The organism is Lutimonas vermicola, from assembly GCF_038433205.1.
Classification (GTDB): Bacteria; Bacteroidota; Bacteroidia; order Flavobacteriales; family Flavobacteriaceae; genus Lutimonas; species Lutimonas vermicola.
In genome coordinates this window covers 531,018-554,161 of the sequence record NZ_JBCDNA010000003.1, presented here as the reverse complement: position 1 = coordinate 554,161, position 23,144 = coordinate 531,018, and the positions used below count along the sequence as shown (strand labels likewise).

The 23,144-nt window shown below is 38.7% G+C and carries 22 protein-coding genes; 16 read left to right on the top strand and 6 right to left on the bottom strand.

The window, feature by feature from the left end:
• The first annotated feature begins 144 nt into the window (after positions 1–144).
• The 12 genes from polA to AABB81_RS14415 all read left to right on the top strand — a co-directional run bounded on the left by polA (position 145) and on the right by AABB81_RS14415 (position 14,428).
• On the top strand, positions 145–2,979 hold the full coding sequence (polA, locus tag AABB81_RS14470) for a DNA polymerase I (RefSeq protein ID WP_342161270.1): 2,835 nt from the start codon (positions 145–147) through the stop codon (positions 2,977–2,979).
• Positions 2,980–3,300: 321 nt separating this feature from the next.
• Positions 3,301–3,756 (top strand): 50S ribosomal protein L13, encoded by a 456-nt coding sequence (rplM, locus tag AABB81_RS14465; protein WP_342161269.1) that lies wholly within the window; start codon positions 3,301–3,303, stop codon positions 3,754–3,756.
• A gap of 1 nt (position 3,757) precedes the next feature.
• Entirely contained in the window at positions 3,758–4,144 is a 387-nt protein-coding gene (rpsI, locus tag AABB81_RS14460) for a 30S ribosomal protein S9 (protein WP_342161268.1), read from the top strand.
• 156 nt (positions 4,145–4,300) lie between these two features.
• On the top strand, positions 4,301–5,158 hold the full coding sequence (rpsB, locus tag AABB81_RS14455) for a 30S ribosomal protein S2 (protein ID WP_342161267.1): 858 nt from the start codon (positions 4,301–4,303) through the stop codon (positions 5,156–5,158).
• Between the two features lie 45 nt (positions 5,159–5,203).
• On the top strand, positions 5,204–6,022 hold the full coding sequence (gene tsf / locus AABB81_RS14450; RefSeq protein WP_342161266.1) for a translation elongation factor Ts: 819 nt from the start codon (positions 5,204–5,206) through the stop codon (positions 6,020–6,022).
• A 147-nt stretch (positions 6,023–6,169) separates the two neighbouring features.
• Positions 6,170–6,877: a UMP kinase gene (gene pyrH, locus AABB81_RS14445; protein WP_342161265.1), complete on the top strand. Its 708-nt coding sequence runs from the start codon at positions 6,170–6,172 to the stop codon at positions 6,875–6,877.
• 12 nt (positions 6,878–6,889) lie between these two features.
• Complete coding sequence (frr, locus tag AABB81_RS14440) at positions 6,890–7,444, top strand: ribosome recycling factor (protein WP_342161264.1); 555 nt, start codon at positions 6,890–6,892, stop codon at positions 7,442–7,444.
• A 106-nt stretch (positions 7,445–7,550) separates the two neighbouring features.
• Positions 7,551–9,929, top strand: a complete 2,379-nt coding sequence (locus tag AABB81_RS14435) for an efflux RND transporter permease subunit (RefSeq protein ID WP_342161263.1) — start codon at positions 7,551–7,553, stop codon at positions 9,927–9,929.
• A 6-nt stretch (positions 9,930–9,935) separates the two neighbouring features.
• Complete coding sequence (rfbA, locus tag AABB81_RS14430) at positions 9,936–10,796, top strand: glucose-1-phosphate thymidylyltransferase RfbA (protein WP_342161262.1); 861 nt, start codon at positions 9,936–9,938, stop codon at positions 10,794–10,796.
• Positions 10,797–10,851: 55 nt separating this feature from the next.
• Positions 10,852–12,285: an asparagine--tRNA ligase gene (gene asnS, locus AABB81_RS14425; protein WP_342161261.1), complete on the top strand. Its 1,434-nt coding sequence runs from the start codon at positions 10,852–10,854 to the stop codon at positions 12,283–12,285.
• A 76-nt stretch (positions 12,286–12,361) separates the two neighbouring features.
• On the top strand, positions 12,362–13,816 hold the full coding sequence (gene rpoN / locus AABB81_RS14420) for an RNA polymerase factor sigma-54 (protein ID WP_342161260.1): 1,455 nt from the start codon (positions 12,362–12,364) through the stop codon (positions 13,814–13,816).
• Positions 13,817–13,819: 3 nt separating this feature from the next.
• Positions 13,820–14,428, top strand: a complete 609-nt coding sequence (locus tag AABB81_RS14415) for a hypothetical protein (protein WP_342161259.1) — start codon at positions 13,820–13,822, stop codon at positions 14,426–14,428.
• On the opposite strand, the gene AABB81_RS14410 is transcribed toward AABB81_RS14415, so the two are convergent.
• The 6 genes from AABB81_RS14410 to AABB81_RS14385 all read right to left on the bottom strand — a co-directional run bounded on the left by AABB81_RS14410 (position 14,416) and on the right by AABB81_RS14385 (position 21,198).
• Complete coding sequence (locus AABB81_RS14410; RefSeq protein ID WP_342161258.1) at positions 14,416–15,072, bottom strand: porin family protein; 657 nt, start codon at positions 15,070–15,072, stop codon at positions 14,416–14,418. The genes AABB81_RS14415 and AABB81_RS14410 overlap by 13 nt on opposite strands.
• Before the next feature lie 107 nt (positions 15,073–15,179).
• Positions 15,180–16,229 carry a hypothetical protein gene (locus AABB81_RS14405; RefSeq protein ID WP_342161257.1) on the bottom strand — a complete coding sequence of 350 codons (1,050 nt, stop codon included), beginning with the start codon at positions 16,227–16,229 and terminating at the stop codon, positions 15,180–15,182.
• A gap of 25 nt (positions 16,230–16,254) precedes the next feature.
• Positions 16,255–17,424 carry a M20 family metallopeptidase gene (locus AABB81_RS14400; protein ID WP_342161256.1) on the bottom strand — a complete coding sequence of 390 codons (1,170 nt, stop codon included), beginning with the start codon at positions 17,422–17,424 and terminating at the stop codon, positions 16,255–16,257.
• 20 nt (positions 17,425–17,444) lie between these two features.
• On the bottom strand, positions 17,445–18,059 hold the full coding sequence (locus AABB81_RS14395) for a flavin reductase (protein WP_342161255.1): 615 nt from the start codon (positions 18,057–18,059) through the stop codon (positions 17,445–17,447).
• Between the two features lie 147 nt (positions 18,060–18,206).
• Entirely contained in the window at positions 18,207–20,540 is a 2,334-nt protein-coding gene (locus tag AABB81_RS14390; RefSeq protein ID WP_342161254.1) for a sodium-translocating pyrophosphatase, read from the bottom strand.
• A gap of 130 nt (positions 20,541–20,670) precedes the next feature.
• Positions 20,671–21,198: an inorganic diphosphatase gene (locus AABB81_RS14385; RefSeq protein WP_342161253.1), complete on the bottom strand. Its 528-nt coding sequence runs from the start codon at positions 21,196–21,198 to the stop codon at positions 20,671–20,673.
• Between the two features lie 212 nt (positions 21,199–21,410).
• On the opposite strand from AABB81_RS14385, the gene AABB81_RS14380 reads away from it, so the two are divergent.
• From AABB81_RS14380 to AABB81_RS14365, 4 genes are read left to right on the top strand one after another with little or no spacing between them, the layout of a single operon-like run.
• Entirely contained in the window at positions 21,411–21,665 is a 255-nt protein-coding gene (locus tag AABB81_RS14380) for an autorepressor SdpR family transcription factor (protein WP_342161583.1), read from the top strand.
• Positions 21,666–21,667: 2 nt separating this feature from the next.
• Positions 21,668–22,330 (top strand): SdpI family protein, encoded by a 663-nt coding sequence (locus AABB81_RS14375; protein ID WP_342161252.1) that lies wholly within the window; start codon positions 21,668–21,670, stop codon positions 22,328–22,330.
• Between the two features lie 31 nt (positions 22,331–22,361).
• Positions 22,362–22,817, top strand: coding sequence for a GNAT family N-acetyltransferase (locus AABB81_RS14370; protein ID WP_342161251.1), 456 nt, complete (start codon positions 22,362–22,364; stop codon positions 22,815–22,817).
• Between the two features lie 58 nt (positions 22,818–22,875).
• The gene (locus AABB81_RS14365; RefSeq protein ID WP_342161250.1) at positions 22,876–23,073 is read left to right on the top strand and encodes a hypothetical protein; all 198 of its coding nucleotides are present in this window, start codon (positions 22,876–22,878) and stop codon (positions 23,071–23,073) included.
• Positions 23,074–23,144: the final 71 nt, after the last annotated feature.

Genomic DNA, 23,144 nt, shown 5'->3' with positions numbered 1-23,144 from the left:
TTTTAATTCTATTCCTACAAATATAGTATTTTATCTCAATAACATTTATAATGCCCGAAAAATTAACTCTTTAGCAATTATTCAATTATTTTTTCAAGACCGAAATACAAATTTGTACTTTTACATACATCAAATTAATTCTCAATGGCTGAACAAAAAAGACTTTTTTTACTGGATGCTTATGCTTTGATCTTTCGTGGGTATTACGCTTTTATTAAAAATCCGCGGATAAATTCTAAAGGCATGGATACTTCTGCCATAATGGGATTCACCAATTCACTACTGGATGTTATTCGTCGCGAAAAACCCGATCACCTTGCTGTAGCCTTTGATAATGGAGGGTCACAGATGAGAAGTGAAGCTTTTCCTGCTTATAAGGCAAACAGGCTGGAAACCCCTGAAGCCATCAGGATTGCAATTCCTTACATTCACAAGATTCTTGAGGCCATGCATATCCCGATCGTTGAGTTGGAAGGTTATGAAGCCGATGACCTGATTGGGACATTATCAGTACAGGCTGAAAAAGCCGGTTACAAAACTTATATGGTAACCCCGGATAAGGATTTTGCCCAGCTGGTTACAGACAACGTAGTCATGTATAAGCCCTCGCGAATGGGTAACGGAATTGAAATTTGGGACGTAGAAAAAGTCAAGGAAAAATTTGAAGTAGAGGATCCAAAACAAGTGATCGACTTTTTGGGCATGATGGGCGATTCAGTTGATAATATCCCTGGCTTACCCGGAGTAGGTGAAAAAACTGCTAAGAAATTTCTGAAGCAATACGGTAGTTTAGAGGGGCTTTTGGCAAATACCCATGAGCTCAAGGGAAAAATGAAAGAAAAGGTCGAAGCAAATAAAGATTTAGGGATGCTTTCTAAAGAACTTGCAACCATCATGCTCGATTGCCCTGTTGAATTTCATGAGGAAAATTTTGAATTAAACACTCCTGATATTGAAAAAGTTACTGAAATATTTCAGGATCTTGAATTCAGGAGAGCACTGGAAAATTTACATCGGATATTCAAAACAGATGCCAACGATGCTAATTCACAAACGGTGAGTCCCGAGAAAACCACTGACGAGGTTTCCTCAGGCAATCAGCAATTGGATATGTTTTCAGTGGCCACAGATGATGGTTCGAAACCATCTGAATCTTTAAGGGGTTACAAAACGGCTCAGCAAACCGATCATTTTTATCAATGTGTCGATACAGAATTTTCCCAGAAACTATTGTTAAAAAAATTGCTTTTACAAGAATCTGTTTGTTTTGATACCGAAACCACGAGTCTGAATACCCTGGAAGCCAAATTGGTGGGCATCTCATTTTCTTACGAGAAGGGGAAGGGCTATTACGTTCCTTTACCCGAAAATGACAAAGAAGCAAATCAGGTACTCGACAGGTTCAGGCCTTTTTTTAATGATGAATCAATTGAAAAGATAGGGCAAAACCTAAAATACGATATCAAGGTTTTAAAAAATTATGACATTGATGTTAAAGGACCCTTGTTTGATACCATGATCGCACATTATCTCATTAATCCGGATATGCGTCATAATATGGAGGTCCTCTCAGAAACCTATCTGCATTATACCCCTATTCCAATCGAATCCCTTATTGGAAAGAAAGGGAAAAATCAGGCATCCATGAGAGATGTTAGTCTTGACCTGTTAACAGAGTATGCCGTGGAAGACGCAGATATTACCTGGCAATTAAAACAGGTCTTTGAACCGGAACTTAAAAAAAATGGCCTCACAAAATTATTTAAAGATATAGAGATCCCGTTGGTGAAAGTTTTGGCCTCCATGGAAATGGAAGGCATCAGGCTGGATGAAAAATTCCTGCAATCACTCTCAAGTGACCTTACCAAAGATATAGAGCATTTGGAACATCTCATTTATAAAGAAGCAGATACAGATTTCAACCTGGCTTCCCCAAAACAACTAGGCGTTGTTCTTTTTGAAAAATTAAATCTCATTGACAAGCCTAAAAAGACAAAGACGGGCCAGTATGCAACCGGTGAAGAAGTATTGTCTAAACTGGCACCTAAGCACCCTATCGTAAAACGTATTCTTGAATGGAGAGGGCTAGTAAAATTGAAAAACACCTATGTCGATGCCTTGCCAAACGAAGTCAATAAGACTACGCAAAGAATCCACACAACTTACAGCCAAACAGTTGCAGCCACCGGGCGCCTAAGCTCCAATAACCCTAACCTTCAAAATATTCCTATCAGGACAGAAAGAGGCCAACAGATTAGAAAAGCTTTTGTCCCGAGAGATTCAAACTATACCTTATTGGCGGCCGATTATTCTCAGATAGAACTTAGGCTGATCGCCGAGATGAGCGGAGATGAAGAAATGAAATCGTCCTTTATAAGAGGAGAAGATATTCACAAAGCAACCGCTGCAAATGTGTTTAAGGTTCCTCTGGATGAGGTGACGCGCGAACAAAGGAGCTATGCAAAAACGGTAAATTTTGGCATCATTTACGGGGTTTCAGCTTTTGGTTTGAGCCAACAAACAGATCTAAGCCGGTCTGAAGCAAAAGAATTAATTGAAACTTATTACGAAACCTACCCTACCTTAAAATCATTTATTGCCAAGCAGATCGATTTTGCGAGGGAAAATGGATATGTTGAGACCCTTCTTGGTAGAAGGCGTTATCTCAAGAATATCAATTCGAGAAATGCGGTCGTTCGTTCAGCCGATGAGAGAAATGCAGTGAATGCGCCCATTCAGGGAAGTGCAGCCGACATTATTAAAATCGCCATGATCAACATTCAAGATATTTTAGATTCCGGGAAGTACCGATCGAAAATGCTCTTACAGGTTCATGATGAACTTGTGTTTGACGTGCACCATGATGAACTGGATATTTTAAAACCCATTATTAAAGAAACCATGGAGAATGCCTATAGCATGTCAATACCGCTCACCGTGGATATGGGGCAAGGTAGTAACTGGCTGGAAGCCCATTAAACTTTGAGGGTTAAATTTCCGAGGGTATCGGAGGTGAGACCCTCACCTCCGATACCCTCACTTCCCATCACCTCAGTTCTCATACCCTCAGCTCAGAGGGGGTGAGTTGGAAACAGGTATTATCGTCATTCATTCTTCTCTTTCAGGATAATTATGAAACAATAATAGAAATTCTTCCTATCGTCCTAATTCTAAATTAATTGACAGCGACTCATGTCAGAAAAAATATCGCTATCTGCTATTTGCCAAATGAATAAATAGTTGTAGTTTTGCAAACTCTTTGAACTGAAGAGAAGGAATGTTTAATTTTAATAAATACGTGTGAACACATTAAGTTACAGAACAGTATCAGCCAATAAAGCTACCGTGAACAAGGAATGGCTAGTGGTGGATGCTGAAGGAGAAGTGTTAGGACGTTTGGCCTCCAAAGTTGCAAAACTGATCAGAGGAAAGCACAAGCCTAACTTTACACCTCACGTTGACTGCGGTGACAATGTAGTTATCATCAACGCTGAGAAGATCAAATTAACCGGAAACAAATGGAATGACAAAACTTATGTTCGTCATACTGGTTATCCGGGTGGACAAAGAACGCTTACTGCAAATGAGTTATTTGGGAAAAGTCCAAGTAGAGTTGTGGAAAAAGCCGTAAAAGGGATGTTGCCTAAAAATAAACTTGGAAGTGCCTTGTTTAGAAACCTTTATGTTTATGCTGGAGGGGAGCACCAACAAGAAGCGCAAAAGCCAAGAACTATTAACCTAAATGATATCAAGTAATATGGATACGATTCACAAAATTGGTAGAAGAAAAACCGCTGTTGCTAGAATATATCTTTCTGAAGGTAAAGGGAATATCACGGTAAATGACAAAGCTTATGACAGCTACTTTACAACTGATACCTTAAGATATAAGGTATTACAACCTTTGAACCTTACTGAAAATGCTGAAAACTTTGATATCAAAGCTAAAGTATTTGGTGGAGGTATTACAGGTCAGGCAGAAGCTATCAGACTGGCTATTACAAGAGCATTGGTAGCTATTGATGAGGAAAATAAAAGCGTCTTAAAACCAGAAGGGTTACTTACGAGAGATCCGAGAATGGTTGAAAGAAAGAAATTCGGTCAGAAGAAAGCCCGTAAGAAATTCCAATTCTCTAAACGTTAATTTGAATCTTATTCCAACTTTTTAAGAATAAGAAGAGAAAAGTAAAATTGAAAAAACTGTTGTCGTACAAGGTTAGCATCCAAATAGTTAAGACTTATTCAATATTGATAACTACTTAATTATTGCTAAAACAAACGGAACGTAAACTAAAACAAAATGGCAAACATTGAAATAAAAGATTTAATTGATTCAGGTGTACACTTCGGACACCTAACAAGAAAATGGAACCCAAACATGGCTCCGTATATTTATACCGAGAGGAAAGGGATCCATATTATAGATTTATATAAAACCGCTGCAAAAATTGACGAAGCCGGTTCAGCTTTGAGTAAAATTGCAGCTTCAGGTAGAAAAATACTATTTGTAGCTACCAAAAAACAAGCAAAAGACATCGTATCTGACAAGGCGAAAGTCGTAAACATGCCTTTTATCACTGAGCGCTGGCCAGGTGGTATGTTGACAAACTTCGTGACAATCAGAAAAGCCGTAAAAAAAATGGCATATATCGATAGGATGAAAAAAGACGGGTCTTTTGAAGCTTTATCTAAAAGAGAAAAATTACAGATCAATCGTCAAAGAGCAAAACTAGAAAAGAACTTAGGTTCTATAGTTGACATGACGCGTTTACCTGGTGCAATCTTGATCGTTGATATCAAGAGAGAGCATATCGCAGTTGCCGAGGCACAAAAATTAAACATTCCAATTTTTGCCATGGTAGACACGAATTCTGATCCAAGACCAATTGATTACGTAATTCCATCAAATGATGATGCATCTAAATCTATCGAAAAAGTTCTTTCTTATTTAACTGACTCAATCAGTGAAGGATTAGCAGACAGAAAGAAAACGAAAGAACAGGAAGCTGCTCCTGCTGAAAAAAAGGCCGCTGTTAAAGAAACAGTTGCTAAAGAAGCAGCAGTTACTGCCGAGAAGAAAGCTCCTGCTGAGAAGAAAGCCGCTGTTAAAGAAACAGTTGCTGCTCCTGTTGCAGAAGAAAAGAAGGAAGAAAAATAATTGTAGAACTTGTTATTGTTGCAATAACGACTAAACATAAATAAAATGACTAAAATAACAGCTGCTGAAGTAAATAATTTGAGAAAAACTACTGGTGCGGGAATGATGGACTGTAAAAAAGCCCTGGTTGAAGCAGAAGGTAATTTTGACCTTGCTATTGAAATATTACGCAAAAAAGGCCAAAAAGTTGCTGCAAAAAGAGCCGACAGAGCATCTACTGAAGGTGCTGCAATAGCTATTGTGAACGAAGACCACACAGAAGGTGCTGTCATCGTATTAGGTTGTGAAACAGATTTTGTTGGAAAAAACGAATCGTTTGTGAATCTTGCAAAAGAGTTGGCAGAAAAAGCTTTGAACAGTGCGACCAAAGAGGAACTGATGAATGCTGACTTCGGAGGAATCACGGTTCAGGAAAAATTAATCGAACAAACAGGAGTAATTGGAGAAAAAATTGAACTTTCAGCTTTTGAAAAGATCTCTGCTCCTTATGTAGGGTCTTATATTCACTCTGGTAAGATCGCGACCATCGTTGGTTTATCTGCCAAAGTTGAAGGTGCAGAAGAAGTGGCCAAGGATGTTGCCATGCAAGCTGCGGCTATGAATCCTATTGCTTTGAACGAACAAGGTGTTGACCAGACTATAATTGATAAGGAAATAGAAATTGCCAAAGATCAATTGCGTCAGGAAGGAAAACCAGAGGCGATGCTAGACAAAATTGCTCAAGGAAAGATCAAAAGATTCTTTAAAGACAACACACTTGTTAACCAAGACTTTATCAAAGACAACAAATTAAGTGTTGCCAATTATGTGAAGTCTATTGGCGATGTTGAAGTAGTTGATTTTAAAAGAGTAGCTCTTGGCTAAACTTTTATAAACGTACATATTATAAACCCAGGAGCGATCCTGGGTTTTTTTGTTTTAACACCAAGGCCTGCATACTTATTTTATCTTATCATCTTCAATTTATCATTGGTATAATTTATTATATTTGTACATCTCAGATTATGATCTATGAAATATAAAAGAATTCTTTTAAAGCTAAGTGGTGAGGCCCTGATGGGGGATAGAAATTATGGTATTGATCCTAAAAGGCTTGCCGACTATGCCGAGGAAATTAAGAACATTATTGGTAAAGGCATTGAAGTAGCCATAGTTATCGGAGGCGGAAACATCTTTAGAGGCCTAGCCGGGGCAAGCAATGGCATGGACAGGGTACAAGGAGACTATATGGGCATGCTGGCAACCATTATCAATGGTCTTGCATTGCAAAGTGCTTTAGAAGAGGCTGAATTACAAACCAGGTTGCTCACCTCTATTGAAATGAAACAAATCGCCGAACCTTTTATAAAAAGAAGGGCGGTGAGACATCTTGAAAAGGGGCGCGTTGTCATTTTCGGAGGAGGAACAGGAAATCCTTATTTTACCACTGATACTGCAGCCGTACTTAGGGCAATTGAGATCAATGCAGACGTGATCATAAAAGGAACGCGTGTTGATGGTATTTACACCTCAGATCCCGAAAAAGATGCTTCAGCTATTAAATTTGAAAATATTACCTTTAAGGAAGTCATGAATAAAGATCTCAAGGTAATGGATATGACTGCTTTTACCCTGAGCGAGGAAAATGACTTGCCGATCATTGTTTTTGATATGAATAAAAAAGGTAACCTGATGAAAGTTATTTCAGGTGAAAAAGTTGGAACCTTAGTTAATTCGTAAATCTTTGTTATCATGAATGAAGAAGTTCAATTTATAGTCGATTCAGCCAAGGAACAGATGGAAAGTGCTATCCATCATCTGGAAGCGGAATTTGTTAATATCAGGGCCGGAAAGGCAACACCTTCTATGCTTAACAGTGTAAAAGTTGAGTATTACGGTTCACTTACACCCCTAAGCCAGGTCGCTAATGTGAATACAATGGATGCTCATACCATCACAATTCAACCATGGGAAAAACAACTGATTCCTGAAATAGAGAAGGGTATTTTAGCTGCTAATTTGGGGTTTAACCCAATGAATAACGGTGAAAGCATTATCATCAATGTTCCAATATTGACAGAAGAAAGAAGACGGGAATTGGCAAAACACGCCAAAGCCGAAGCTGAGCTTGCCAAGGTGAGTATTAGAAATGACCGAAAAGATGCCAATCATGAATTAAAAAAACTTGACATTTCGGAAGATCTTCTCGCTAACACCGAAGTAGATGTGCAATCGCTTACTGATTTATACATCACAAAAGTTGATGATCTATACGTCATTAAAGAAAAAGAAATTATGACCGTTTGATCTGCGACCTTTATTATCTGCTTTTTGATCTACAAACTCCGTCAAAAAAATCAGGATAATGTTGTATGCTAATGAAGATGGCCCTTGGTGCAAAATAATCTGATTTATGAATTTTTGGCAAGTAGTTTCACGTTTTATTCTAAAGCAAAGGATCTTTATTCTGATTGTTTTAGCTGCTATAACCGTATTTCTCGGATCAAAAATTAAGCATATTCAGTTTTCTCATACAGAAGCCAATCTTTTACCCAGGGATCATGAAGAAAACATAAAATACGACCATTTTCTTGAGATCTTCGGAGAGGAAGGAAACATGATTATTATTGCCGTTCAGGATTCCACTTTGTTTGAGGTTGATAATTTTAACAAATGGAATGAATTTTCTCATCACCTGGACACTTTTCCGGAAGTTGATTTTTCCATATCAATAGGAGATATTCAGAAACTAAAAAAGGATAAAAAAAATCAAAAATTCTTCGTTGAACCGCTCTTTGAGAATGAGCCGACGACCGACCAGGAAGTTCTCGATATCCGAGATGAATTGTTTAAGAATCTGCCCTTTTTTGACAATATCCTTTTTAATAAAAAAACAGGTACGGTTCAAACTGCCATTTATCTGGATAAAGCGATCGTTAATACAAAAAAGAGGGAACGCTTTGTTTTTGAAGTACTCAACCCTTCAATAAAAGCATTTGAAAAAGAAACCGGTTTGGATGTAAGGGTATCCGGTATGCCTTTTATCAGAACCATGAACGCTCAGAATATCATAGATGAGATCGGAATTTTTGTAGGCCTGGCCTTATTTATTACCTCGCTTATTTTTTGGTTGTTCTTCCGTTCGTACAGAGCTACATTTATTACAATGACAGTGGTTAGCATCGGGGTGGTGTGGGCACTTGGTTTTATCGGCTGGTTTCAATACGAGATATCTGTATTAATGGCATTAATCCCTCCGCTGATCATTGTGATCGGGGTTCCAAATGCCATCTTTCTGATCAATAAATACCAACAGGAAGTAAAAAAGCATGGCAATCAGGCGAAATCCCTGCAAAGGGTAATCTCAAAGATTGGCAATGCCACATTGATGACCAACATTACAACGGCATCAGGGTTTGCCACTTTTATATTTACCAACAGTCAGTTGCTCAATGAGTTTGGTATCATAGCCTCGATTAATATTCTGGTCATATTTATCCTGTCTTTACTTATCATTCCGATTATTTACAGCTTTATGCATAAGCCCAAGGATAAACACCTTGAACACCTGGAAAGGAAATGGATAGATGCCATTGTCAACTGGATGGAAAATACTGTAAGGCATCACAGGATAGGTATTTATATTTCCACTGTTTGTATTATCGTTGTGAGTATCATTGGGGTATATATGATCCGGGTTTCCGGAAGCCTGATTGAAGATATGCCCAAAGGAAAACAGTTTTATAAAGACATCCTGTTTTTTGAACAAGAATTTGGAGGTATTATGCCTCTCGAAATATTGATTGATACAAAACGCAAAAAAGGGGTCATGAATCTTGCCACCTTGAAAAGAATGAATAAACTCGACGAGGAGATCGACGAGATTCCTGAACTTTCAAAATCAATATCTATCCTGAATATGGTGAAATATTCAAAACAGGCTTTTTATAATGGCAATCCTAAATATTATCAGTTGCCCACCGAACAGGAAAAGAATTTTATCCTGGCTTATACAAAAAATTCAGATGCCACCTCCGACCAGCTTAATAATTTCGTTGATTCAACGGGGCAATATGCCAGGATCACTACTTTTATGAAAGATATAGGCACCGATAAAATGGAAAGCATTGAACTGCGTATCAAGGAAAAAATCGAGCAGGTCTTTCCGAGCGAAAGGTTTGACGTTTCCTTGACCGGTAAGGCCCTCGTATTTTTAAAAGGAACAAATTATCTGGTCAAAAACCTTGTTATCTCTTTGTCCTTGGCCATTTTCCTGATTTCACTGTTTATGGCCTGGATGTTCAGATCGTATAAAATGATCATTATTTCGCTGATCCCGAATATCCTTCCTCTTTTGATCACAGCGGGACTCATGGGATACCTTGGGGTTCCGATAAAACCCTCCACGGTATTGGTCTTTAGTATTGCTTTCGGTATTTCAGTAGATGATACCATTCATTTCCTTGCCAAATACCGGCAGGAACTTATCGCCCATAAATGGAACGTCAGGAAATCAGTTTATGCTGCTTTGAGAGAAACGGGCGTAAGTATGTTCTACACTTCAATTGTGTTGTTTTTCGGTTTCCTGGTATTCACAGTGTCGAGTTTTGGAGGAACCATCGCATTGGGTGGATTGGTATCGGTAACCTTGTTATTTGCAATGGTATCAAATTTATTGTTGTTACCATCCCTTCTATTGTCTCTGGAATCGAAAATTGCCAACAAAAAAACATTCAAAAAACCGGCTATTTCCATCATCCCTAAAGAAGATGAGGATAGCTATAAAGAATAATTAACTATGAAAGGAATCATTTTGGCAGGTGGCAGCGGTACGAGATTACACCCGCTAACGCTTGCAGTAAGCAAGCAGTTAATGCCTATTTACGACAAACCCATGATTTATTATCCGTTGTCGGCACTGATGCTGGCAGGGATTAAAGAAGTACTGATCATTTCAACACCCAATGACCTCCCCTTGTTTGAAAGACTCCTTGGAGACGGGAAAAACCTCGGCTGCAGGTTTGAATATGCTGTACAGGAAGTGCCTAACGGACTGGCACAGGCTTTTGTTATTGGAGCAGATTTTATAGGTGATGACGATGTGGCCCTGATCCTGGGAGACAATATTTTTTATGGAACTGACTTGGAAAGGCGCTTAAAAAATGCGGTGAATCCTGATGGGGGAATTATTTTCGCTTACCATGTAAAAGATCCCGAAAGATACGGGGTTGTGGAATTTGACAAGGAGAACAACGTGATCTCCATTGAAGAAAAGCCTGAAATGCCAAAATCAAATTATGCAGTTCCCGGCGTTTATTTTTATGACAACAGCGTTGTCGAAATTGCCAAAAACATCAAACCTTCGCCCAGAGGAGAATACGAAATTACGGATATCAACAAAGCCTACCTGGATAAGGGAAAATTAAAGGTTGCCAAACTGGGCCGAGGTACCGCATGGCTCGATACCGGAACCTTTGCTTCACTAATTCAGGCCCAGCAATTTGTTCAGGTTATCGAAGAACGACAGGGCCTTAAAATAGGATGTATAGAAGAGATTGCCTACAGAAAAGGGTTTATAGATGCCGATCAACTCCGGAAAATAGCCGAACCCTTGATGAAAAGTGGTTATGGCGAGTATTTGATGGAAATTTTAAAATAATTATACTTTCCCAATTTTAACGCTTTGCGTATCTTTGCCACCTAAATTTCTGAGGATGCAAAACTATAGCGTAGCCGAATTGCTAGAGGCGAAAAATATACTGCAAGAGATCCAAATCAAGGGCTGGGTAAAAACTTTTCGAAGTAATAGGTTTATTGCTTTAAACGATGGCTCCACCATCAAAAACATTCAATGCGTTATTGATTTTGACAGCACTCCTGAAGAAGTGTTGAAACTGATCACAACAGGTGCCGCGATTGAGGTAAAAGGTGTATTGGTTGAAAGCCAGGGAAAGGGCCAGAACGTCGAAATTCAGGTTTCGGAAATTGTTGTTTTAGGTGCTTCAAATCCTGAGGAATATCCCATTCAGCCAAAGAAGCACAGTATGGAATTCCTAAGAGAAAACGCCCATCTGAGAATTAGAACCAATACGTTCAGCGCTGTGATGCGAATCAGGTCAGTACTGTCTTTTGCCGTTCACCAATATTTTATCAATAATGGCTTTTACTATTTTCATGCCCCTATCATTACCGGTTCAGATGCAGAAGGCGCAGGTGAAATGTTCAGTGTGTCTACCTTGAATAAAAAGAATCCTCCGTTGACAGAATCGGGTGAAATTGATTTTAAGGAAGATTTCTTTGGAAAGGAAACAAATCTCACGGTTTCAGGGCAACTTGAGGCCGAAACTTATGCCATGGCATTAGGCAAAGTATATACTTTTGGCCCTACTTTCAGGGCCGAGAATTCAAATACTTCAAGGCATTTGGCAGAATTCTGGATGATCGAGCCTGAAGTGGCCTTTAATGACCTTGATGCGAATATGGACCTCAGTGAAGATTTTATCAAATATATTTTGACTTATATACTTGAACACTGTAAGGATGATCTTGAATTTCTGGAAAAAAGATTGCTGGACGAAGAAAAAAGCAAACCTGCTGCTGAAAGAAGTGAGTTGGCGCTTCGTGACAAATTAAAATTTGTTATTGATAACAATTTTAAAAGGGTAAGCTATACCGAAGCCATAGAAATCCTTAAAAATTCCAAACCCAACAAAAAGAAGAAGTTTAAGTTTCCTATCAATGAATGGGGAGCAGATCTCCAAAGTGAACACGAGCGTTACCTCGTGGAAAAACACTTTAAATCTCCTGTGATCCTGTTTGATTACCCTGCCAATATAAAAGCCTTCTATATGCGTTTAAACGACGATGGCAAAACTGTAAGGGCCATGGACGTCTTGTTTCCGGGCATCGGCGAAATAATTGGCGGCAGTCAAAGAGAGGAAAGACTTGAAGTCTTAAAAGAAAAGATCCAAGAACTTGGAATAGATGAAAAGGAACTTTGGTGGTACCTGGACCTGAGAAAGTTCGGAACGGCAGTTCACTCAGGTTTTGGGCTGGGGTTTGAAAGAATGGTGCAATTTGCTACCGGAATGAGTAATATTCGAGACGTCATTCCTTTTCCCAGAACACCTCAAAGTGCTGAGTTCTAATGTATGTTTGCCACAATTGGCCTAAACTTTTTGGAAGTTCCTTTTTTTGTAACTTTAACTTGAAGTATTATTTCATATGTTAAAACAAAGTTTATATCAAAAACTACAACAAAAGTTATCTCCTCAGCAGATACAATTGATGAAGTTGATTCAGCTGCCTACCCAGGCCTTTGAACAGAAACTGTCTCAAGAGATCGAAGAGAATCCTGCATTGGAAAGCGGCAAGGAATCTACTGATGAATTCCAGGATTCCAATGAAGAGCAATATGACGATACAGGAACAGAATCGATTGAAACTGATATCAACATAGATGATTACCTGAGCGATGATGAAATTCCAAGTTATAGACTTCAGGCCAACAATTACAGCAGTGATGATGAAGATAACAGGATTCCGTACTCAGGTGGAATTACCTTTAATCAGCATCTGATCAACCAGCTTCACACTTTCAGCCTTGATCCCGAACAAGAACAGATAGCGGAATTTATGGTGGGTTGTATAGATGATAACGGTTATATCAGACGCACTATTGAAGACATTATTGATGATCTGGCATTTTCAGAAAATATTTACACAACCAAGGAGGATGTTGAAGAAATTCTCCATATTATCCAACAACTGGATCCTGCAGGTGTGGGAGCCAGGTCACTTAAGGAATGTCTCTTGCTCCAGCTCGACAGAAAAGAAGCAACAAAAGAAAGGTCTTTGGCCAAAGAAATACTGAGGACATCTTTTGACCAGTTTGTCAAAAAGCATTACGTTAAACTTGCTCAAAAGTTTTCGATTTCCCTGGAAGAACTCAATGAAGGAATTAAAGAAATAGAAAAGTTAAATCCAAAGCCCGGCGGAGCCTTCTCAGGGAATTTAACCATGATTGAACACATAGTGCCCGATTTTACCATTCGGATCAACGAGGGAGAACTGGAGTTGAGTCTAAACGCCAGAAATGCTCCTGATCTACATATATCAAGGGAATATGACAACATGCTGAAGGGTTATTCGGAATCAAAGGATAAATCAAAATCTCAAAAGGATGCTGTCATGTTTATCAAACAAAAACTGGATGCCGCCAAATGGTTTATAGATGCGATTAAACAGCGTCAACAAACCTTAATGATCACCATGAATGCGATCATGCATTATCAAAAGGAATATCTTCTTACGGGTGATGAACGCAAGTTGAGGCCGATGGTCTTAAAAGATATCGCTGATCAGATCAATATGGATGTATCGACCGTTTCGAGGGTTGCCAACAGCAAATACGTCGACACCCCTTATGGAACCAAGCTGGTTAAGAGTTTTTTCTCAGAGTCTATGAAAAATGAACAAGGTGAAGATATATCGACGAGAGAGATCAAGAAAATTCTGCAAACCGAAATAAACAATGAAGACAAAAGGAAACCGCTTACTGATGAAAAACTGAGTAATCTCCTTAAAGAAAGCGGCTATCTGATTGCAAGAAGAACTGTAGCCAAATATCGTGAGCAATTAGACATTCCGGTAGCCAGGTTAAGAAAAAAGATTCTTTAGATTATGTTTGTGTATAAATTGATTTCCTACGTGTTGCACCCACTTCTCTTTTCTTTTATGGGCAGTTTCCTGTATTTATATCTCACACCCAAACATATTGTAAAACAACAGGAGTACATTATTTTACTGATTGTTTTTATCAGCACATATATCATCCCAATATTGCTCCTGGCCTTTTTAAAAAGAATAAACCTGATCAATAATTATCACCTGAGAAGTATTGATGAGCGGAAGTTTCCGGTACTTTTCTTTATTATGCTTTCATTTCTTATCGGCAGGGCCATGACAAGCATACAAATAGCAGACCTGCTTGCATTTTCATTCTTCGGGATAGCCTTTGCACTTAGTTTTACGTATTTGCTCTTTAACATCAAAGTCAAAACAAGTTTACACACCCTGGGTATTGGAGGTGTCATTGGATTTGTGATGGTGATGAGTTATGAATATCAGTTGAATTTCAATTCCATCATTGCAGGCTTGTTTATAATTGCAGGATTAATCGGCGTTTCCAGACTTGCATTAAATGCGCATCGCCCTAAAGAAATATATATAGGATTTCTTTTAGGCCTTGTCTCTCAGTTTATAAGCTTTCAAATCTATCAGAATATATAAAAGATAAGGCCGACTCTCAGGTCACCGATGTTTATCGCGTAGTCATTTGTTTTTGTTTCCTCAAAAAGGTTATTTAAGCCATAATACAAGTGTAGGTTCCATTTATTATAACCGGCTGAAAAAGTAAGCCCGTATAACCATTTATTAACCTGAATGATATCACTGACATCAAAATCGGCCGTTTTACTAAAACTTGTGTTTTTAGCAAAAATATAGGCAACTTTAAATCCGGGATAAAATCGCCAAAACCTGTATTTGGATGCTGTGGAACCCCTGAATCTTAACTCTAAAGGTAACTCAACAGTGTGCAGTATGATCTTATTATTCTTGAGGCTGATCTCTCCATCCACCGGATTTACAGCGTCTAACTGAACATTAAAATAATAATTATTGAAACCGTATCCCAGGCCGGCTCCCAAACCAATATTGCGCTGCTTATTCAATGGAAAATCCTTGATGAATCCTCCTCCCAATCCAAAGGAGAATCCCGACTGGGACACTCTATCCGGTAAGTCCAGTAAGTATATATACGTTAAATTAAAATAAAGCTGGTCTTCTAAGTATTTATCGTCAACAAAAGTACCATCATTTTGTGCTTGTAGAAAACCCGAAAAAAGAAGCAATAATATAGCGATCCTGCGCATAGTACTTTTTTGAAAAATCAAAGGTAACTTTTTTAAGGAAGAATTCCCAAAAGTGATTTTAACCTCACTAAACTATTTCCTGATCCTGCATATGAGTTCATCACTGCCTAATTATTCTCATATTCCACCTGATTATTTAACAAAGGAATATTTAGTTTCTTTGATAAGATACTTCTCAATTCTGCCGCCGTACCCGGATTAATTAAATTAAGTGCCTTTACACCACAAAGCTTTTCTATCAATTCGGCACCCGCAAAAGTATTGGTTGCAATACCACTCACAATATCCGGCTTCAGGTTAAAACTCTTCATTACCCCATATACTGCATAAGGATCGGATGCGCATAACACCGTACATTTAACGCTGTTTTTAAGCTCCTCAAAGGCGATATCCCCGTTATAGGGTTCCAGGGGTGAAGCTCCTAATTCAATAACAGCCACATCGGCCTTTATCTCTTGAATCCGGCTTAATAACTGTCCCAGCTTTTTTCTGAACCTCTCCCTTGGATAGATGGTCGATGGTAAACCAATATCGACGAAATCAAAAATATGACCGGCACCTACATCCTTTAAAGACAGCGTATCCCTGTACCTGCAAGCCCCGGTTAATTTTCCGGCAACTATCTCTAATCCCGCTCTTTTTAGCTGATTAACGATGATTTTGGCCACTGTGGTTTTCCCGGCCGACATTGAAGTACCTACCAAAAGAATTACGGGAAGATTGAATTTTTGGAAGGGAACTGTCTTGACGAAATCATCCATTTTAGATATACTTCCTTCCCGAATCATATGTCCCATGTATTTTATTTCTATCAAATTTGGCAGGTAAACCGATTTTGAAGTACACTTTCCCATCAAACCTCCACCGGTGAGTAAATGCATGATGCCATCTTCTTCAACTTCACGCCATGATCCGGTTGCTTCGAGTGTTGCATAGCGTTCTCCCAAGGCCCCGGCTACCAAATCTCCTTTCATAAAACTCCGCATTCTTCCATTGGTCAACTCAATTTGCATCTGATCATTACCGGTGTTGGTTATTTCTCCAATCACATAATCACCTGTTTTCCACTTGATTTTTTCAAACTTTTTAACTTCGAACGATACCTTTTCCAAATCACTGATTCTAAGCATCGAGGAAAATATATATCTGGAATTCATTTTTTTTTAATTTAGGGATTATACTTCATTTTTCATCTTTAATATCCTTGGCTAATAACAGCAAGGAGAGAAGGGTCGTTCTTTCAATAAGCTTTGTTTTATATATGAACTCATGCCTGGCATGTGCGCCGTCACCTACGGTCCCCAGCCCGTCAAGTGTGGCTGTAAATAAACTGGTTGTGTTGCCATCTGAACCTCCTCCCGCTGTTGATTCTTTCAGCTCCAGTTGTATACTTTTACCAATATCTTTAGCAATTTTCCACAGTTTTCGATTTCTTTCGGTTTTTTCCATTGGCGGCCTTCCAAATCCGCCTTCAATTTGAAGAGATGTGCCTTGGTGCTTGGGCTTTAAATTGCTTATTTCCCTTTGGATATAGGCAGCGTCTTTCATATTATAGACCCTTACATCAACCACTGCTTTACTTTCTTCGGCAATCACATTTGCAGATGACCCACCTTGTATCATCCCGACATTCACCGTGATTCCTTTTTCAAAATCATTTAGGGCATACAGATGCTGAATATGATAAGACAATTCTACTATTGCGCTCACACCTTTTTCAGGGTTCAGGCCTGCATGAGCAGGCTTGCCGGTAACAGTAATGATGAATTTACCAATTCCTTTACGCGCTGTTTTCAATTTGCCTTCCAAACCAAGAGGCGGTTCTAAAATGTAAGCACGCCTTGCAATTTTAGAAATTCTTTTTATGGCATTGGTCGATTCATAACTTCCAATTTCTTCATCAGAATTGATAAGGATCACAGGGCTTAGCTGACATGTTAAATTCAATTCCATCAGGGCTTTAATGGAGAAGATTATTTGGGTAATCCCGGCCTTCATATCAAATACCCCGGGACCCGATATCTTGTCTTCTGTTTCTTTAACAGGCATGTTTTCCAAGGTGTATTTTTTCCAGACGGTATCGCAGTGGCCTATCAATAACTGGATGTTTCCTCCCTTTGGATGGTCTTTGGGTCTGGCATAGAAAAACCCACCTGTTTTTACACCAGGAAAATGATTAGTGTAATAACCCAGGGACTGAAATTCATCTGTTAAAATTTTCATTAAATATTTTTGAGAATCAGCATCATGAGAAGGGCTTTCATGGCTTACAAGATTCTTTAAAAAGACGATCATATCTTCCTGATGATCTTTTAAAAATGCTTCAATATGTCTAGCAGCAGAAATTTTCATGCCAAACTATTATTAAATTGTTATCGCTGAAAATCCTTAGGATAGGGATAACTCAAAGTCTCTTTGATACTGGCAAATCTGCCTTGTGCGATATAAGCCAGAAGCGGATGATCATATATTTGTTTTTGTTGGCCTTTGTCTGAAATAATCTTATAGTCCTTATGAACCAATGCGTTTTCTACCTTTCCGGTAATCAGGCTGTAATCATCAAACCCGTCAATAATCTTATGTAAACTGCAATCCAGCATCACATAAGAATCTTCAATAAAAATAGCCGTTTGTTCCTGATTCATAACAGTGGGGATCTGATCAGTAATGTCTTTAGAAAAATTATTTACGGCACATCTTGGTATGGCGGCCAGAGAGGATAAAAGTATCTGATCGGGTTTCACAAAACTCACCGAAAACCTCAAATGCCTGTTAATGTTTTGATAAGTATTATGACGTGGGGTACAAACAAAACCGAAAAAATCAGAAAAACCTAAAGGGGTGACCATGTGTTTAGGGGCCAGATCAAAGCCATTACCTTCCTTTGAGCCAATCACTACAAGTGGAGCGACGGTATAAAAATGTTCCCAAATGGACTCTTTGACGTTTAAAGAAACAAAGTCTTTAAAAGGTTCTTTTACTTGCATAACACAGCCTCATTTAAATCAAAACCCTATCTATAAAGTTAGTAAAAAAGACCCTAAAAGCAATCTTTTCAGGCATAAATATCAGAGCAAAAAAAAAATACGAGCTGAAACTCGTATTTTTTTGTTATGAATTCTGAAAATCAATCCTTACTCTTGCTCCTTTATTTCTTCGGCCGATGTTTCCTCCGCCTTTATGGTTTCATCAATAAGCTGCTCACTTTCTATTGTAAGGGTAGTCTCATCTGTGACTATTGTTCCTTCAGCAGTTTCTGTAACCATTACCTCTTCGGTAAGTTTGATAGATTCCGTATTGTATGCTGTTATTTCATCTGTATCCAAAGCGATACTTGGAGCGATTACCAAGGCTACTACAGACATCAGTTTTAACAGGATGTTCAAAGATGGTCCTGAAGTATCCTTAAAAGGATCTCCAACAGTATCACCAACAACTGCTGCCTTATGTGCCTCAGTTCCTTTTCTGCCCTGCTCTTCTATCATTTTTTTTGCATTATCCCAGGCTCCTCCCGCGTTCGATTGAAAGATAGCCATAAGTACGCCACATGTGGTTACTCCGGCCAACAGGCCTCCCAACATTTCAGCGCCACCAATAAATCCGATGGCAACCGGAACAGCTAAGGCTAATAATCCAGGAAAAACCATTTCCTTAATCGAAGCTGTTGTAGATATTTCCACACATTTTTCATATTCGGCATAGCCATCTGCTGCATCAAATACTTCACGCTCTTCTTTCGAAGCCTTAGACATATCTGAATCATGCTTTCTCATTACTTCCAGGGCGGCTTTTAATTGAGGAATATCCCTAAACTGCCTTCTTACCTCTTCAATCATTGCCATGGCCGCTCTACCCACGGCATTCATCGATAAGGCCGAAAATACGAATGGAAGCATCCCTCCAACCAATAACCCGGCCATAATCTTCGGCTGAGAAACATCAATAGCCGTTACATTAGCCGTTTTCATAAAAGCAGCAAACAATGCCAAAGCCGTAAGTGCTGCTGAAGCAATGGCAAATCCCTTACCAATGGCAGCTGTTGTATTTCCTACCGCATCCAATTTATCTGTTCTTTCTCTGACTTCTTTAGGTAATTCGGCCATTTCAGCAATACCCCCGGCATTATCCGAAATCGGACCGTAAGCATCTACCGCCAATTGAATTCCTGTGTTAGCAAGCATTCCTACAGCCGCAATTGCGATCCCATAAAGTCCGGCAAAATGATGAGAAACAATAATAGCAGCTGCAATCAATAAAATTGGAATTGCTGTTGACATCATACCCACACCCAAACCTGCAATTATATTCGTGGCAGAACCTGTTTCAGACTGCTTCACGATTGACAAAACCGGTTTTCCTCCGGTTCCTGTATAATATTCTGTTATTTTTCCCACACAGAATCCTGCAATCAAACCTGCAAGTGTCGCATAAAAAACACCCATGGCACCAAAAGGTAATCCATCAATGGTTTCAGGGATCATTTGATTTATGATGAAATAAGAAGCAATGATCATTAGAAATCCTGATCCGAATTCTCCCATGTTTAATGCCTTATGAGGGCTGCCGCCATCTTTAACCCTTACAAAGAAGGTTCCCACGATCGACATCAAAATTCCAACTGCAGCAAGTACCAAAGGTAAATAAACAGCGCCCAAGCCATCAAAATTCGGTGTAATGATGAATGCTCCCAAGACCATTGTTCCGATAATTGAACCAACATATGATTCAAATAAATCGGCACCCATACCGGCAACGTCTCCCACGTTATCACCCACATTATCTGCTATTGTTGCAGGGTTCAAAGGATGATCTTCAGGAATTCCCGCTTCTACCTTGCCCACAAGGTCCGCTCCAACATCAGCAGCTTTGGTATATATACCTCCCCCTACACGAGCAAATAATGCAATTGAAGATGCTCCCAAAGAAAACCCGGAGAGTACATTTAATACCATTGCTATATTATCTGCCTTTAATTCTGTTGATAAGCCTGTTGATGGCCACATTCCCTGATAGATCATAAATAAACCGCTAAGGCCCAAAACGCCAAGGCCTACAACACCAAGGCCCATTACGGCACCTCCCGCAAATGCTACTTCAAGTGCTTTACCCAAAGAGGTTCTCGCTGCCTGTGTGGTTCTCACATTGGCTTTTGTTGCTGCTTTCATTCCGATAAATCCGGCAAGTGCCGAGCAAATTGCTCCAACTATAAATGAAAGAGCAACCATCCAATGAGATCCTTCCTCATTTTCACCCTTAAAATAAAGTAAGATAGCAACGGCAACCACAAAAATCGCTAATATTCTGTATTCGGCTTTTAAAAACGACATGGCCCCATCTGCTATGTGTTTTGCGATTTTTACCATTTTTTCATTTCCTGCGTCTTGTTTAGCTACCCATGCATTTTTAATAAATACAAATGCCAGTGCAAGTACGCCAAACAACCATAAATAATGTACGATTAATTCCATTTCAAGTAATATGTTTTTTTAGTGATTTGAATTATTGAGGGGCTAAAAGTAAACATTATTGTGTGATAAAAAAAACCGCCATTCAGATAAATGGCGGTTTGCTTTCATTGCTATATTTTAAGTTCTTTTACTAAATAGTAAAGGTTCTTTTTTTCTTGTGATCACTTTGGTCATAACGTTGCACACATTCGTGATATATTTTAATCGCTTCTGCCGAATTTCCCCATCCTCCGGTATCAACTTTTTTCTCTTCCAAATCTTTATATACCTGGAAAAAATGTTCAATTTCCTTCAACCTGTGCGGATTTAGATCTGCTATATCCATTCTCTTGCTGTAGATAGGATCGTTTACCGGCACACAAATAATTTTTTCATCAGGTCCTTTTTCATCAGTCATGTGAAACACCCCAATCGGCCTTACTTCCATAACAACCATTGGATATGTAGGCTCGGCACCTAAAACCAGCACATCCAGGGGATCCTTATCCAGTGCAAGCGTTTCAGGAATAAATCCATAATCTCCAGGATACATCATGGATGAGAACAACATCCTGTCAAAGCGAATTTTATGTAACGTAAAATCATACTCGTATTTGTTTCTACTTCCTTTTGGTATTTCAATTAACACATCAAATGTTAGAGGTTTTTTGGCACTCATATTTTATTTTTTTTTGCAAAAATACAACATTAGCTGATTTAGACTCATGAAAACCTGTGAATTTCAAGGACTTTTGAAAGATTACCTCTTCAAATCAGTTGATTTTGACCGGAATTCAATGCCAGGTTAAATTATCATTAAGAAATTTTAGTGTAATTTTTTTGTGTATTTCAGATATTATTTAGATATTTGTCTAAATAACTAAATAAATGATGAACTCACTGTTCAAGGCCCTTAATGACGAAACCAGAAGACAGATTATTGAATTGCTCAAAGACAAGGATATGAATGCTGGAGAAATAGCTGACAGGTTTCAAATCTCAAAGCCCAGTATATCACACCATTTGGATATACTCAAAAGAGCTGACCTGATTACAAGTGAGAAAAAAGGCCAGTTCATTCAATATTCTTTAAACACCAGTATCCTTGAAGATCTACTTTCATGGGTGCTCACTTTAAAAAAATAATTATGAAAACTAATCTGCAAAAAGAGTTACCCCTTATTATTATCGTTCTTATCCCCTTTGTATATTTGGCTTATGTCTGGAACAGCCTTCCTGAAAAAGTACCGCTGCATTGGAACATGGAAGGAGAAATTGACCGCTACGGCGAAAAATCGGAACTGATTTTAATTCCTGTGCTACTACCCCTTTTAATCTATGTTTTATTCACTATTATTCCCAAGATTGACCCAAAAAGGAAAATTAAAAACATGGGAAACAAATACACCATTTTAAAATCGATTATGACCCTGTTTATGTCGGCCCTGGCCATGATCATCATCTATGCCGCCTTGAATGAAACCCTGTATAATCCAAACTATATCGTATTGTTGATAGGTATTTTATTCGCTCTTTTAGGAAACTATTTCAAGACCTTAAGAGCTAATTATTTTATCGGCATCAAAACTCCATGGACACTCGAAAATGAAACAGTTTGGAAGGCAACTCATAAGTTGGCCGGTAAATTGTGGTTTGCCGGGGGGCTTCTCATTGTATTGACAAGTATACTTCTTGACAAAAAAACAAACTTCACGCTATTTGCCGTTATCACGGTTTTTATAACAGTGATCCCCGTGGTATATTCATATATAAAATACCAAAGTATATCTCAAACGAATGCAAACCATTAAGCGATTGCCCTGCCAGTAATTTGTCTGTATCATGATTGAAAAAATTGACCATTCGTCTTTGAAAACGAGCAAATTGATTTATAACATATTTCAAAAATCCTATGCCGTTGAAGCCCTCCTGTTGAATCATGACGATTTTCCTCCCCTAAAAAGAACGGCATCTGAAATTCAGCAAAGCAAGACTACATTCTACGGCTACCGCCATGAAGAGGAATTGTGCGCAATCATGGAATTGGAAATCAATGAGAATCATATCCATATTCGCAGTCTGACCGTTGCTCCCGAATTTTTTAGAAAAGGCATAGGGTATCGACTATTGTGTTTTGTCCGGGATACGTTTAAAGTTGATCTCCTCTCGGTTGAAACGGGACATGATAATTTTCCAGCCGTCAATTTTTATCTGAATTTTGGGTTTAAGAAAAATAAGGTCTGGATGACGGAGGTTGGTATCGAAAAAATATCTTTCACTTTATCCAGTCAACCTTAAATGCTCTTTACATTAAAATAGTAATTTAGAAATTGTTTTTTTACTTCAAAACACCCTTATGAGTCGTCTTCATCTGACAAATGGCCTTATCGGTTTGCTATCTGTAATTCTAGGATTTATTTCAAAAGCTTTTTACAGGTATTACGCTTACCATAACAAACTGTCTGATCTCGGTTTGTCAGACCGGGCCACTAGTTTGTTCTATGTACTCGGGTTTTCGCAATTGATGCTTATAAAAAGCTACAGGTATCCCTGACTGGTCATTCTAATTATTACAGCAGGTTCAATTTTGCACGAGTTTATGCAAGCCGGAAATCAAATGTTGGA